This is a genomic window from Candidatus Pseudomonas auctus (assembly GCF_048654275.1).
GTDB lineage: Bacteria > Pseudomonadota > Gammaproteobacteria > Pseudomonadales > Pseudomonadaceae > Aquipseudomonas > Aquipseudomonas pharyngis.
This window is the reverse complement of record NZ_JBJYZK010000009.1, coordinates 169,633-182,396: the sequence shown is the minus strand read 5'-3', so window position 1 is coordinate 182,396 and position 12,764 is coordinate 169,633. Positions and strand designations below refer to the sequence as shown.

General features: G+C 61.6%; 13 protein-coding genes and 1 pseudogene. 11 read left to right on the top strand and 3 right to left on the bottom strand.

Annotated elements, in window-relative coordinates; genetic code table 11:
- Positions 1-36 precede the first annotated feature (36 nt).
- From ACKUG4_RS18265 to ACKUG4_RS18255, 3 genes are all read right to left on the bottom strand, one after another.
- Positions 37-378, bottom strand: a complete 342-nt coding sequence (locus tag ACKUG4_RS18265; protein WP_082934424.1) for a type II toxin-antitoxin system RelE/ParE family toxin — start codon at positions 376-378, stop codon at positions 37-39.
- Positions 311-505 carry a type II toxin-antitoxin system RelB family antitoxin gene (gene relB / locus ACKUG4_RS18260; protein ID WP_064597149.1) on the bottom strand — a complete coding sequence of 65 codons (195 nt, stop codon included), beginning with the start codon at positions 503-505 and terminating at the stop codon, positions 311-313. The genes ACKUG4_RS18265 and relB overlap by 68 nt, the downstream gene beginning before the upstream one ends.
- 253 nt (positions 506-758) lie before the next feature.
- Complete coding sequence (locus ACKUG4_RS18255) at positions 759-1,706, bottom strand: SphA family protein (RefSeq protein WP_085646836.1); 948 nt, start codon at positions 1,704-1,706, stop codon at positions 759-761.
- A 211-nt stretch (positions 1,707-1,917) separates the two neighbouring features.
- Between ACKUG4_RS18255 and ACKUG4_RS18250 the strand changes: the two genes are divergently transcribed.
- The 11 genes and pseudogenes from ACKUG4_RS18250 to ACKUG4_RS18200 all read left to right on the top strand — a co-directional run.
- Positions 1,918-2,955: an AraC family transcriptional regulator gene (locus ACKUG4_RS18250; RefSeq protein ID WP_064597144.1), complete on the top strand. Its 1,038-nt coding sequence runs from the start codon at positions 1,918-1,920 to the stop codon at positions 2,953-2,955.
- A 276-nt stretch (positions 2,956-3,231) separates the two neighbouring features.
- Positions 3,232-4,119 carry a Dyp-type peroxidase gene (locus ACKUG4_RS18245; RefSeq protein WP_445434548.1) on the top strand — a complete coding sequence of 296 codons (888 nt, stop codon included), beginning with the start codon at positions 3,232-3,234 and terminating at the stop codon, positions 4,117-4,119.
- Positions 4,120-4,128: 9 nt separating this feature from the next.
- A complete protein-coding gene (locus ACKUG4_RS18240) occupies positions 4,129-5,097 on the top strand; it encodes a Gfo/Idh/MocA family protein (RefSeq protein ID WP_445434547.1) in 969 nt (322 codons plus the stop codon).
- A 141-nt stretch (positions 5,098-5,238) separates the two neighbouring features.
- Positions 5,239-5,985: a GntR family transcriptional regulator gene (locus tag ACKUG4_RS18235; RefSeq protein ID WP_039768890.1), complete on the top strand. Its 747-nt coding sequence runs from the start codon at positions 5,239-5,241 to the stop codon at positions 5,983-5,985.
- A 2-nt stretch (positions 5,986-5,987) separates the two neighbouring features.
- Positions 5,988-7,718 (top strand): fumarate reductase/succinate dehydrogenase flavoprotein subunit, encoded by a 1,731-nt coding sequence (locus ACKUG4_RS18230; protein ID WP_445434546.1) that lies wholly within the window; start codon positions 5,988-5,990, stop codon positions 7,716-7,718.
- Positions 7,719-7,743: 25 nt separating this feature from the next.
- Positions 7,744-7,989 carry a 4Fe-4S dicluster domain-containing protein gene (locus ACKUG4_RS18225; protein WP_003225615.1) on the top strand — a complete coding sequence of 82 codons (246 nt, stop codon included), beginning with the start codon at positions 7,744-7,746 and terminating at the stop codon, positions 7,987-7,989.
- A 233-nt stretch (positions 7,990-8,222) separates the two neighbouring features.
- Positions 8,223-9,626: an ABC transporter substrate-binding protein gene (locus tag ACKUG4_RS18220; RefSeq protein WP_445434545.1), complete on the top strand. Its 1,404-nt coding sequence runs from the start codon at positions 8,223-8,225 to the stop codon at positions 9,624-9,626.
- Positions 9,627-9,906: 280 nt separating this feature from the next.
- The gene (locus tag ACKUG4_RS18215; RefSeq protein WP_064597129.1) at positions 9,907-10,689 is read left to right on the top strand and encodes an ABC transporter permease; all 783 of its coding nucleotides are present in this window, start codon (positions 9,907-9,909) and stop codon (positions 10,687-10,689) included.
- Positions 10,689-11,537 carry an ABC transporter ATP-binding protein gene (locus tag ACKUG4_RS18210; protein WP_445434544.1) on the top strand — a complete coding sequence of 283 codons (849 nt, stop codon included), beginning with the start codon at positions 10,689-10,691 and terminating at the stop codon, positions 11,535-11,537. Before ACKUG4_RS18215 ends, ACKUG4_RS18210 begins: the two co-directional genes overlap by 1 nt.
- Positions 11,534-12,496 (top strand): HEAT repeat domain-containing protein, encoded by a 963-nt coding sequence (locus ACKUG4_RS18205; RefSeq protein WP_445434543.1) that lies wholly within the window; start codon positions 11,534-11,536, stop codon positions 12,494-12,496. Before ACKUG4_RS18210 ends, ACKUG4_RS18205 begins: the two co-directional genes overlap by 4 nt.
- A pseudogene (locus ACKUG4_RS18200) lies at positions 12,493-12,762 on the top strand (DUF971 domain-containing protein); the annotation flags it as partial. The gene ACKUG4_RS18205 and the pseudogene ACKUG4_RS18200, both read left to right, overlap by 4 nt.
- Positions 12,763-12,764: the final 2 nt, after the last annotated feature.

The following is a 12,764-nucleotide window of genomic DNA, read 5'->3' as shown; positions in this document are numbered from 1 at the left end:
AGTACGCTTCGGGCGGCCGTTTGGTCGCCCTTTTTTTTAGGTTGATGAAGTTGGAGGGTATTTTTGTCGGGCGTGAAGCACCCTCAGTATTTTGATGTGGCCATTCACTCGATAGACCAGCAGATAATTCGGATGAATCACCATTTCGCGAGTGCCAGGTACTCGGCCGGGTCGGTAACCATAAGGTATTGATGAAAGTCGCTGTGCTGCTGCACCCACCTTGTTTCTTAGCGAAATTGAAGCGTTGGTGTTGTGTTGCTCGATGTATTTGAAGATATCAGCCAGTTGACGCGAGGACTTGCTGCTCCATTCAAGCAGCAGAGCGGCGCTTCCTGCGCATCTCTTCCAGCATCTGGTCGAGCATTGCCATAACTTCATCATGGGGAATGCCAGGACTTGGATCATCAAGTGCATCCTGTACCTCCGCACGAAACCAGCGATCGTAGCTCTCTGCCTCTTCTTCGGATTCGAAGTCAGCGTAAAACGGGGAATGCAATATGCTCATAGTGATCTCCGTGATCAATTTCAGCAGTTTAAGGGGGAATGGCCCATTGTCGTCACTGGCAGACGATGTACCCCATGAGCCCTTGAAGAACCATGGGATAACGAAGCCCAGTATCTGCAAGCGCCCCTTTGAAATCTGCCGGACGTTTCCCCCCGTTGTCCGGCAATCTCGACTGCCACTGTAGGCCTATTCTTACCCTCTGTTTTTCAGGTTTTCAGCCTACAAATCCGCGCGCACCTTCCTACAAATGCACTCAGAACGCATACGGAATGCTCACCTTCGCCCACAGCATTTCCCCCTCCGGCCGGTTCTCCACGTCGAACTCCTTGGCCCAGCGGATCTCCGCGCTGGCGTACTTGAGGAAGGTAAAGTGCAGCGCCGGGCCGATGGCGAAGACCTTGCCGCGCACGCCGTCGTTCACGTCTTCGCCGGCGAATTGCACGGTGTGGCCGAACTGTTTGTCGTCGGTGGTCTGCTTGAGGAAATAGCCGTTGATGCCGAGCATCAGGTCGTCGGTGATCTTGTAGCTGGCCGAGTAATCGAAGTGGAAGATCTGCCCGGACTTGTAGTCGGTGTCCTTGTTCTTCTCGTTGAAGCTGTAGGTGGTTTTCATCGACAGCTCGGTGCGCTCGGTCGGCAGCCAGGTGAAGGAAAACAGCGGCTTGTAGGTGTAGAAGTTGTTGCTGGTGTTGGCCAGGCGATCGACGCTGTATTCGCCGGTGGGCACGGTGATTTCCACGGCGGCGCCGAGGGTCAGGTCCTTGCCCATGTCCCACAGGATGATCGGCGCGATGGTGGTATCGCCCATGCCTTCGCGGGTATCGCTCAGGCCGAACACCGAGACTTCCTGTTTGAGCCACGGCTGGGCGATGTAACCGGCCAGACGTCCGCCGAAAATCCGCACCGGGCTCAGGTAATCGAGGCGCGGGATGACGGCGGTGGATTCGATCTCGACATTCGGCACCTTGCCGCCGAGCGAACTGATGTTGAGCTTTCGGGACTTGTAGTGGTTGTAGTAGAGGTTGAAGGCGACCATGTTCTCCGGAAGGCTGTCGACTTCCAGCGGCAGCATGAAGAAGCCGTCGGTGCCGGGGCCGATGTTGTCGACGCCGGCTTCGGTGGCCAGCGCCGGCAGGGTCGCGGCGCAGCCGAGCAGGCTCAGCGCCAGTCGCACAGGGAATGTCGCGCGGTTCGGGGTCATGTCCGTCCTCATTATTATTGTGTTTGGGCGCAACGCCGGCACGCAGGGTGCCCGGCCACGATAGAAATAAGCCCTTGGCGCACAACAGGGCAGGGTATTGGCGGACACGGAAGGGGACTTCTGCGGACAGTCCGCCAACCCTGTGCTAACTTCCTTCGACATAACCGGTTACAAAAATAACAATTCAGCGTGATCCGGAATGTCAGCCCCCATGAACGTAAAAGTCCAAGACCCGACCTTCGAAATGGCGCTGGTGTCGCCGTTTCTCCTGCAAACCCTGGCCGAAGTCGCCGCCAACAAGGGCGTCGAGCCGCAGAGCCTGTGCCGTGGCCTGGGTTTTGATTTCGAAGATCTGCAGGATCCGGCGCAGCGGATTTCCTACCGCCAGGCCGTGGCGATGATCCAGCGGGCGCTTAAAGCTTTGCCCAATCAGGGGCTGGGCCTGTGGGTGGGCGCGCAGAACGTGCTCGGTACGCTCGGTTTGCTGGGGCACGTACTGTCGCTGTGCAAGACCTTGCGCGATGCGTTCGAAATCGGGGTTCGGCATCAGCACACCTCCGGCGGGATCGTCGTTTCCAGCGTCGATGTGGTGGGCGATCAGGTCTACGTCGACGTTGAATGCCGGCTGCCGTTTGCCGAGGTGCAGGTGTTTGCGGTGGAAGAGTTTTTCGCCAGCCTGCTGGTCTATGGCCGGGCCCTGGTGGGCGAGACGTTCAAGCCGATTGCCGTGGAATTCATGCACGCGGCGCCGGATTACGTTGATGAATACCGGCGCCTGCTGGGGCCGGAGGTGCGCTTCGGTTGCCTGCACAATCGGATGCTGATCGACGTGCAATGGCTGGATGTGAACCTGCCCAATCATCATTCGCTGGCGCTGCGTCAGGCGGTCAAACTGCTGGAACTGGAAGCGGCGCAGGTTCATCAAAAACTTGATCTGATCCAGGCTGTGGAGCGGGCGATTGCCCGGGATCTGAGCCGGGGCAGTCACATTGAAAAGATTGCCGGTGACTTGAACATGAGCAGCCGGACTTTGCGCCGGCGGCTGACTGAGCACTCGCTGACATTCGAAGCGTTGCTGGAGCAGGTGCGGCAGGCGCGCACCATGAGTTTGCTGGCCAATCCTGATATGCCGATCGAGCGGATTACCGAGGAGGTCGGCTACAGCGATGTGCGCAGTTTTCGCCGGGCGTTCAAGCGTTGGACGGGGAAGAGTCCGAGTGCGTGGCGCATGGAGAGTTCTGTGATTTGACTTGAGACCGATACCCCTCACCCCAGCCCTCTCCCCGAGGGAGAGGGGGCCGACCGAGGTGTCTGGCGTTATACATCGACCTGAAAGGTTTGTGTCGATTATGGATTCCCAGGTGTTTTTTCAGGTCGCAATCCATCTTAAATATTCCCGGATCGGCTCCCTCTCCCTCCGGGAGAGGGCTGGGGTGAGGGCGCTTTTGACGTTATCCAACCCATTTCAATCCCCCACAAACCCTCCGCCTACAGTTAAACTCCGCGCTCTTTCCAAGGAGTCGACATGAGTTACTACCAGCCGGGCATTCTCGCCACCCCTGTTCCGCCGCAAGCACGTCACCTGTTTTTCGCTCTCGAGTCGGTTGAAGCGCTGCCGCAGGCGATCGACAACCTGCTGAACCTGGTGGATGGCAAGTCGGCGGTGGTCGGTTTCGGTGAATCCCTGGCCAAGGCCCTGAATGTGCACGTCGACGGCCTGCGCAGCTTTCCGGCGCTGACCGGTGTCGGCGTGGAAAACCCGTCGACCCAGCACGCGCTGTGGGTCTGGCTGCACGGCGTCGACCGTGGCGAGCTGCTCAACCGCAGCACTGCGCTTGAGGCCGCCCTGGCCCCGGCGCTGCGTCTGGTGCAGATGCAGGAAGCTTTCCGCCACAAGGACGGCCATGACCTCACCGGTTATGAAGACGGCACCGAAAACCCCCATGACGAAGCCGCCATCGCCGCCGCACTGCAAAGTGAAGGCGCTGACGGTCTGGTCGGTGGCAGCTTCGCTGCGATCCAGCAGTGGCAGCACGACCTCAAGGGATTCCATGCACTCTCCGCTGAAGACAAGGACAACATCATGGGCCGTCGCCTGAGCGACAACGAAGAGATCGACGACGCCCCGGTGTCCGCTCACGTCAAACGCACCGCCCAGGAAAGCTTCGCCCCGGAAGCCTTCGTCGTGCGTCGTTCGATGCCGTGGATCGAAGGCGATCGCGCCGGCCTGATGTTCCTCGCGTTCGGCTTCTCCCTTGATGCCTTCGAAGCGCAACTGCGGCGCATGAGCGGTCTGGAAGACGGCATCACCGACGGTCTGTACCGCATCAGCCGGCCGATCACCGGCGGCTACTACTGGTGCCCGCCGTTGCAAAACGGCTACCTCGACCTGCGCGCACTGCGCATCGGCTGAGGCGCAAGCATGCACGTGGTGCGTTGGGGCATGATCGGTTGCGGTAGTGTCGCTGAACGCAAGAGCGGGCCGGCCTTCTACAAGGCGCCCGGCTCGGCGTTGGTGGCCGTCATGGGGCGACGCCTCGAAGCGGTGACCGATTACGCCGCGCGCCACGGTATCGCCCGGACTTACACCGACGTCGATGCCCTGATCAACGACCCCGAGGTGGACGCGGTGTACATCGCCACGCCACCCGACAGCCACCACGCCTACAGCCTGAAAGTCGCCGCCGCCGGCAAGCATTGCTGCGTGGAAAAACCGATGGCGCTCAACGTCGGGCAAAGCCGCGAGATGCAGCAGGTGTTTGCCGATGCCGGTTTGCACCTGTTCGTCTCCTATTACCGCCGTTCATTGCCGCGCTTCCAGCAGGTGCGGCAATGGCTGGAGCAGGGGCGCATCGGTGAGGTGCGGCATTTGAGCTGGACGCTGACCAAGGCACCATCGCCCAAGGATCTGGACGGCAGCGCAAACTGGCGCACCGATCCGGCGGTGGCGGGTGGCGGGTATTTCGCGGATCTGGCCAGCCATGGTTTTGACCTCTTCCAGTACCTGCTCGGCGACATCGTCGAAGTCGCCGGCTTCACCGCACGCCAGGCCGGGTTGTATGCGGCGGAAGATGCGGTCAGCGCCAGTTGGCGATTCGCCTCGGGCGCGTTGGGCATGGGCTGCTGGAGTTTCGTTGCGGACCGGCGCGAGGATCGGGTCGAGATCACCGGCAGCCAAGGGCGGATCGGTTTTTCGGTGTTCGACGAGCACCCGGTCGAGTTGCATGCCGGTGAACACATCAGCCTGGAAATACCCCATCACGATCACATCCAGTGGCACCACGTACTGGGCATGAACGCGCAGATTCGCGGTGAGTCCCGGCATCCGGCAGTCGCCGCCGAAGCCCTGAAGACCGATTGGGTCATGGATCAAATTCTCAAACGAACCTGACCCAAATCCCCTGTGGGAGCGAGCAGGCTCGCTCCCACAGTATTTTGTGCGCATCTAACCTTATGCTCATTCGGTATTTCTCAAGCTTGTCATAACGTCTCTAAGATCACGTCATAACTCGTTATAACAAGTGATCCCGTGATGACCGATAACGTTCTCTCTCTTGGCAGCGTCCCGCTGCACACTCAACTGCGCGACGTGCTGCGCGCCCGGATTCTCGACGGTGAATACCCGCAAGACAGCCAGATGCCGTCTGAAAGCGAGCTCGGCGCCCTGTTCAAGGTCAGTCGCATCACCGTGCGCCAGGCCCTGGGCGATCTGCAGAAGGAAGGGCTGATCTTCAAGATCCACGGCAAGGGCACCTTCGTCGCCAAGCCCAAGACCTTTCAAAACGTCAGCACCCTGCAAGGCCTCGCCGAGTCCATGACCGGCCGTGGCTACGAGGTGATCAACCGCCTGCGCAGCTTCAAATTCATCGCCGCCGACAAACTGGTCGCCGAGCGTTTGCAGGTCGCCGAAGGCGAAACTGTTGCGCAGATCAAACGCGTACGCCTGATCAATCGCGAGCCGATTTCGCTGGAAATCACCTACCTGCCCAAAGCGGTCGGCGAGCGTCTGGAGAAGGCCGATCTGGTCACCCGCGACATCTTCCTGATCCTCGAAAACGACTGCGGCATCGCACTCGGCCACGCCGATCTGGCCATCGACGCGGTGCTGGCCGACAGCGACCTGACTCAGGCGCTGAACGTCGAGGCCGGCTCGCCGATCATGCGTATCGAACGCCTGACCCACGACGCCAACGGCCAGCCGCTGGACTTCGAACACCTTTACTACCGTGGCGATGCGTTCCAGTACCGCCTGCGGATCGACCGGCAAAAAGGGGCGTGACCATGACCCGCAATACCCTCGAACAGGAATACGACATCGTCGTGATCGGCGGCGGCACCGCCGGCCCGATGGCCGCAATCAAGGCCAAGGAAAAGAACAAGGAGTTGCGCGTGCTGCTGGTCGACAAGGCCAACGTCAAGCGCAGCGGCGCGATCAGCATGGGCATGGACGGCCTGAACAACGCGATCATCCCCGGCCACTCGACGCCCGAGCAGTACACCAAGGAAATCACCATCGCCAACGACGGCATCGTCAATCAGGCAGCGGTCTATGCCTATGCCACCCACAGTTTCGAAACCATCGAGCAGCTCGACCGCTGGGGCGTGAAGTTCGAGAAGGACGAAACCGGCGATTACGCGGTGAAGAAAGTCCACCACATGGGCGCCTACGTGCTGCCGATGCCGGAAGGGCACGACATCAAGAAAGTCCTGTATCGCCAGTTGAAACGCGCAAGGGTCAACATCACCAATCGCTTGGTCTGCACCCGTCTGCTGACTGACGAGGAGGGCGCCGTCAACGGTGTGATGGGGTTTGACTGTCGCACCGCCGACTTCCATGTGATCAAGGCCAAGGCAGTAATCCTCGCTTGTGGCGCGGCCGGCCGATTAGGTCTGCCGTCCTCGGGTTACCTGATGGGCACCTACGAAAACCCGACCAACGCTGGCGACGGTTACGCGATGGCGTACCACGCCGGGGCCGAACTGGCGAACCTCGAGTGCTTCCAGATCAATCCGCTGATCAAGGATTACAACGGCCCGGCCTGCGCCTACGTCACCGGCCCGCTCGGTGGCTACACCGCCAACAACAAGGGCGAACGCTTCATCGAGTGCGACTACTGGAGCGGGCAGATGATGTGGGAGTTTCACCAGGAACTGGAGAGCGGCAACGGTCCGGTGTTCCTCAAACTCGATCACCTGGCCGAGGAAACCATCCAGAACATCGAGGAAATCCTCCACAGCAACGAGCGCCCGAGTCGCGGCCAGTTCCACTCCAATCGCGGCACCGATTACCGCACGCAGATGGTCGAGATGCACATCTCGGAAATCGGTTTTTGCAGCGGCCATTCGGCGTCCGGCGTGTGGGTCAACGAGCGCGCCGAAACCTCGGTGAAGGGTTTGTACTCGGCCGGCGACATGGCTGCCGTGCCGCACAACTACATGCTCGGCGCGTTCACCTACGGCTGGTTCGCAGGTAACAACGCGGCGGAGTTTGTTGCCGGGCGCGAGTTCTCCGCGCTGGATACCGAGCAGATCGAGAAGGAAAAGGCCCGGGTCTACGCACCGCTGGATCGCGAACACGGTCTGCCGCCGGCGCAGGTCGAGTACAAGCTGCGGCGCTTCGTCAACGACTACCTGCAACCGCCGAAAGTGACGAAGAAGATGGAAATCGGCCTGCAACGCTTCAGCGACATCGAGCGCGATCTCAACGAGATGAAGGCCAACAACGCCCATGAACTGATGCGCGCCATGGAAACCAGCGTGATCCGCGACTGCGCCGAAATGGCTGCGCGTGCCTCGCTGTTCCGCGCCGAAAGCCGCTGGGGCCTGTATCACTACCGCGTCGATCATCCGCAACGGGACGACCGCGAATGGTTCTGCCACTGCCACCTGAAGAAGGGCGAGGACGGGCGCATGACCAGTTTCAAGAAAGCCGTCGAGCCTTACATCATCCCCCTCGATGCCGAGGAAATGCAGGCCTACGACCGCTTGCGGGTCGGCGCTTTCGCCGCTTGATGCATCACTAGAGAGAGTCCGAACCATGGCCTATCAAGCCCAGGAAATCTTCTTCCGCTCCAACGCCCCCGTCACCGTGGACGAGGACAAATGCATCGCCGAAAAGGGCTGCACCGTGTGCGTCGACGTCTGCCCGATGGACCTGCTGGCGATCAACCCGGCCACGCAAAAGGCCTACATGGCGTTCGATGAATGCTGGTACTGCATGCCGTGCGAAAAGGACTGCCCGACCGGTGCCGTCAAAGTGGACATCCCTTACCTCCTGCGGTGACCCCCAATCCACTGTGGGAGGGGGCTTGCTCCCGAAGAGGCCGGCATTGCTGGCATCACTATTGACTGAAACACCGCTTTCGCGAGCAAGCCCGCTCCCACAGGGGATTTGTGGCGAGCCGATAGCCATCCGGTAAACCCCGGACGCTGAATTGAAAAACACCCCTCGTTTCCCACCGCGCCCTGATCGCGGCGGAGACGAACATCCTATAAATGATTCGAGGGGATTCAACCATGTTGCGTGCAGCAATCGCCGGTCTGGTACTGGCTTCGTTCACCCTGTCGGCCTCGGCCGAAACCATCCGCATTGCCATCGGCACCCAGGACACCACCATCAACTGCGCCGCCGGCGGCCTGTTGATTCGTGAGCTGGGCCTGCTCGACAAATACCTGCCTCACGAGGGCGCCTATAAAGACGCCAAATATGACGTGCAGTGGAAAAACTTCACCAGCGGTGCGCCGCTGACCAACGAGATGGTCGCCGGCAAACTCGACTTCGGCGCCATGGCCGATTTCCCCGGTGCGTTCAACGGTGTGGCATTTGAAACCGCCGGCAAACACAGCCTGTTCATCAGCGTGCTGTCGGGCAGCATTAAGGGCAGCGGCAACGGCATCGTGGTGCCGAGCGCGTCGGGCGTGCAGTCGCTGAGCGAACTCAAGGGCAAGACCATTTCCGTGCCGTTCGCCTCCACCGCCCACGGCATGCTGCTGCGCGCGGTGGCGGAGCAGGGTTGGGACCCGCTGAAGGACGTGAACATCATCGCCCAGCCGCCGGAGGTCGCAGGTTCCGCGTTGCAGGCCGGCAAGATCGACGCCCACGCCGACTTCGTACCGTTCGCCGAGCTGTTCCCGAGCCGTGGCTTCGCTCGCAAGATTTACGACGGCGCCCAGGCCAATGCACCGACCTTCCACGGTGCGCTGGTGGATCAGGCCTACGCGAAAAAACACCCGGAAATCGTCGTTGCTTACCTGCGCGCCAGCATCGAGGCCAATCAACTGCTGGCCGCCGAACCGGAGAAATACAGCGAGCTGATTGCCAAGGTCACCGGCGTCGATGCCGAGGTCAATTATCTGTTCCACGGCCCGCTCGGCGTGCAGACCCGCGACCTGAGCTGGAAACCGGAATACCGCCAGGCCTTGGGCACTGCCATCGACACGCTGAAGCTGCTGAAGAAGGCCGATCGCGGGCTCGACCTGAACACCTTTATCGACGATCAGTACATCCGCGCGGCGTTCAAGGCCTCGAATCTGGATTACACCGCGCAACTGGCCAACTACGCGCAGACGCCGTTGAAGTCTGTCGATGCGGTGACTGGAAAAGCTATCAGCGATTTCAGCCATGTCGCGGAAATCTGGGTGCGCGGTGAGGACAAGGTCCGGCGCTATGCCTCGGCTGAAGAGGCGTTCACCGCGCTGGCCGGCCTGAAGTCGGAAGGCAAGAACATCCGGGCGGTTTATGCCCAGGCGAGTGACAGCGGGATCAAGTTGCTGGCGGAGCAGGCGTGGTTTGCCAGCGATGCGAAGGGGCGGTTGAGCGCGTTTTTGCTCAAAGGCCAAGCCCAGCAATACGCGTCGGCGCAGGGTGGGAAGGTCTTCGACTTCACCGATGCCACGACCCAGGCCGTTGCTGCACGCTGATTGAAGATCAAGAGCCCCACACCCTAACCCTCCCGAAACGTCGGACCGCCCGGAGGGAGAGGGGACTGACCGAGGTGTTTGCTGGAGCTACACCGACCTGAAATATCGAGTCGAGCTCAGGTTTTGAACATCATGAACACCTGCTCGTTATCGAGTCGAATCGAGATTTTGAAACGCTTGAAGATCGGCTCCCTTTCCCCCTCGCCCCCTTGGGGGAGAGGGCTGGGGTGAGGGGGTAAATCTCAGCCACAACACAGCTCCATAATTGGAAACCCGATCCATGAAGTCACCCACCCTACGCTGGACATCGAGAGCCGCCTCATTGCTGCTCTGCCTTCTCTTCTGGCAACTAGCCGCCAGCCACCACTGGAACCTCGGCCTCGTCACCTTCGCCAACGTCCCAACCCCGCTGGCCGTGATCGAAGCCGCCCTCGGCCTCGGCGACTCCGGCAAGCTCATCCAGCACCTGAGCGCCAGCCTCGGCCGGGTCTTCGCCGGCTACCTCGCGGCGCTGGTGATCGGCATCGCCCTGGGCCTGGCCATCGGCCGTTCGAAATGGGCCGAAGACCTGCTGCTGCCGCCACTGGAAGTCCTGCGCCCAATCCCCGCCGTGGCATGGATTCCACTGGCCATCCTGATGTTCCCGTCGTCGGAACTGTCGATGGTCTTCATCACCTTCACCGGCGCGCTGTTCCCGATCCTGCTCAACACCGTGCACGGCGTCGAAGGCGTCGACCCGCGTCTGATCGCCTCAGCGAAAAGCCTCGGGGCCGGGCGTCGGGCGATTCTGCTGGAAGTGATCCTGCCAGGCGCCGCGCCGAGCATCATCACTGGCCTGGCGATCGGCATGGGCACGTCGTGGTTCTGTCTGGTGACCGCTGAAATGATCTCCGGCCAGTTCGGCATCGGTTACTACACCTGGGAGTCCTACACCATCCAGAACTATGCGGACATCGTGGTCGGCATGCTGCTGATCGGCGTGTTGGGCATGGGCAGCAGCCTGCTGATCAAACGCCTGGGCGGGCTATTCACGCCCTGGCATCGACCACGAGGAAAAGCCTGATGAGCGTGATGCAAACCCCGGAAGGGCGGATCGATATCCGTCAGCTATCCATCGTCCTTGGCGAAGGCCGGCAAGCGTTCGAAGCGGTGCAGGGCCTGGATTGCCAGATCGAGCCGGGTCAGTTCGTGTGCATTCTCGGTCCGTCCGGTTGTGGCAAGTCGACCTTGCTCGGCGCGCTGGCCGGGCATCTGCAGCCCCATGGCGGGCAGTTGAAAGTCGATGGCGCCGAAGTGTCCGGCCCGTCGCCACAGCGCGGCATGGTGTTCCAGCATCACACCCTGTTCCCGTGGCGCACGGTGCGCGACAACGTTGCCTTCGGCCTGAAGATGCGCGGCATCGGCAAAGTCGAGCGCCATCGCGCCGCCGATGAAATCCTCAAACTGGTCGGCCTCGAAGGTTTCGCCGAACGCTGGCCCGATCAACTTTCCGGCGGCATGCAGCAACGGGTGGAGATCGCCCGGGTGCTGGTCAACCGGCCACGGCTGTTGCTGATGGACGAACCCTTCGGCGCACTGGACGCGCTGACCCGGCTGAACATGCAGGAACTTCTGCTGGACATCTGGACACGGATTCGCACCACCGTGGTGTTCGTCACCCATGACATCGACGAAGCGCTGTTCCTTGCCGACCGCTTGCTGGTGATGAGCGCACGACCGGGGCGAATCATCGAAGACCTGCGCCTGGAATTCCCCCGGCCACGCACCACCGAACTGGTGACCAGCCACGAGTTCTCGCGCCTCAAGCGCCACTGCCTCGACCTGCTGCGCCACGACAACGACCGACCGCTGCCGCGCCTCAATCCGCTCGGTTTGCCTCCTGAAAACGCCTTGCCGAGATTTGCCCTGTGACTTCATTTTTTGCTTTGACCGATAACGACGACATTCTCGCCCTGCAACCACGCCTGACCGCCGATGATGCCGGGGTGCGGCGGATTGCCCTGATCGACCTGGCCGACCTCGAAGAGCCGGACGGTCTGCTCTGGCTGGTCGAGCGCCTGGCCGCAGACCCCGCCGAAGAAGTGCGTGCCGAAGCGGCGCGCCTGTTGGAAGCCTGGGAAGACCAACCGGTGGTTGAAGCGCTGTGCCAGGCGCTGACGGATCCGTCGCCGGCGGTGCAAGCCGCTGCGGCGCAAAGCCTGAGCCTGCTCAAGACCGAAGCGGCGGGCAGGGTGATTCTGCCGTGGACCGCCCATGCCGAAACCGGCGTGCGGATTGCCGCGTTCCGGGCCTTGCGTGAATTGCGCTTCCCCGGCGCTGCGCCGGCCGCGATTCAGGCGCTGAACGATGCCGACGCCAGCGTGCGCCGTGAAGCCGTCGGCGTGCTTGGCTGGCTCAAGCAACTCGACGCGCTGCCGGCCCTGGCCCGCTTGGCCAGCAATGATCCGGACACCGAAGTGCGCCGCGCCGCCACCGGCGCCCTGGGCCTGGCAAGTGACGCTGACGTGCTGCCTGCGTTGCGTCAGGCCTTGCAGGATCAAGCCTGGCAAGTGCGCGAAGAAGCCGCGACCACCCTCGGCAAGGTCGGCCACACCGATGCGGGCCCGGCGCTGATCGAAGCCTTGGCCGACGACTACTGGCAAGTGCGCCTGCGCGCGACCCGCAGCCTCGGCCGTTTGCGTTACGTGCCAGCCCTCGACGCGCTGATCGACACCCTCGGCCACCGCATCAGCAACCTGCGCAAGGAAGCCGCGCTGGCCCTCGGCGAACTGAACGATCATGGGGCCGTGGCCGCATTGCAGGCCGCGCAGGACGACGGCGATCCGGAAGTGCGCAAAGCCGTGCGGATTGCCTTGAGTCAGCTGCAATGAATCCGCTGTCGGTCGGCAATTCTCAAACTGAGCACCGGTTGCGGCTGAGCTGGCCGGATGGCCGCGAGCAGTTGCTTGACCATGCCGAACTGCGCCGCCAATGCCCGTGCTCGCAATGCCGGGCGTTTCGCCTTCGGGGCTCGCCGCCCATGGTTGACCCGCGTGTGCGGGTCCTCGAATTGAACGCTCAGGGCTACGGTCTGCAACTGGTGTTCAGCGATGGCCATCAGCGTGGGATTTACCCGTGGGCCTATCTGGCGCAACTGGA

Excerpts from the sequence above, each read along its gene's own strand:
- ACKUG4_RS18210 (WP_445434544.1), top strand. The coding sequence starts at position 10,689 with ATGAGCGTGATGCAAACCCCGGAAGGGCGGATCGATATCCGTCAGCTA.
- ACKUG4_RS18240 (WP_445434547.1), top strand. The coding sequence starts at position 4,129 with ATGCACGTGGTGCGTTGGGGCATGATCGGTTGCGGTAGTGTCGCTGAA.
- ACKUG4_RS18255 (WP_085646836.1), bottom strand. The coding sequence starts at position 1,706 with ATGACCCCGAACCGCGCGACATTCCCTGTGCGACTGGCGCTGAGCCTG.
- ACKUG4_RS18250 (WP_064597144.1), top strand. The coding sequence starts at position 1,918 with ATGAACGTAAAAGTCCAAGACCCGACCTTCGAAATGGCGCTGGTGTCG.
- ACKUG4_RS18245 (WP_445434548.1), top strand. The coding sequence starts at position 3,232 with ATGAGTTACTACCAGCCGGGCATTCTCGCCACCCCTGTTCCGCCGCAA.
- ACKUG4_RS18230 (WP_445434546.1), top strand. The coding sequence starts at position 5,988 with ATGACCCGCAATACCCTCGAACAGGAATACGACATCGTCGTGATCGGC.
- relB (WP_064597149.1), bottom strand. The coding sequence starts at position 505 with ATGAGCATATTGCATTCCCCGTTTTACGCTGACTTCGAATCCGAAGAA.
- ACKUG4_RS18225 (WP_003225615.1), top strand. The coding sequence starts at position 7,744 with ATGGCCTATCAAGCCCAGGAAATCTTCTTCCGCTCCAACGCCCCCGTC.
- ACKUG4_RS18265 (WP_082934424.1), bottom strand. The coding sequence starts at position 378 with ATGAAGTTATGGCAATGCTCGACCAGATGCTGGAAGAGATGCGCAGGA.
- ACKUG4_RS18220 (WP_445434545.1), top strand. The coding sequence starts at position 8,223 with ATGTTGCGTGCAGCAATCGCCGGTCTGGTACTGGCTTCGTTCACCCTG.
- ACKUG4_RS18215 (WP_064597129.1), top strand. The coding sequence starts at position 9,907 with ATGAAGTCACCCACCCTACGCTGGACATCGAGAGCCGCCTCATTGCTG.
- ACKUG4_RS18235 (WP_039768890.1), top strand. The coding sequence starts at position 5,239 with ATGACCGATAACGTTCTCTCTCTTGGCAGCGTCCCGCTGCACACTCAA.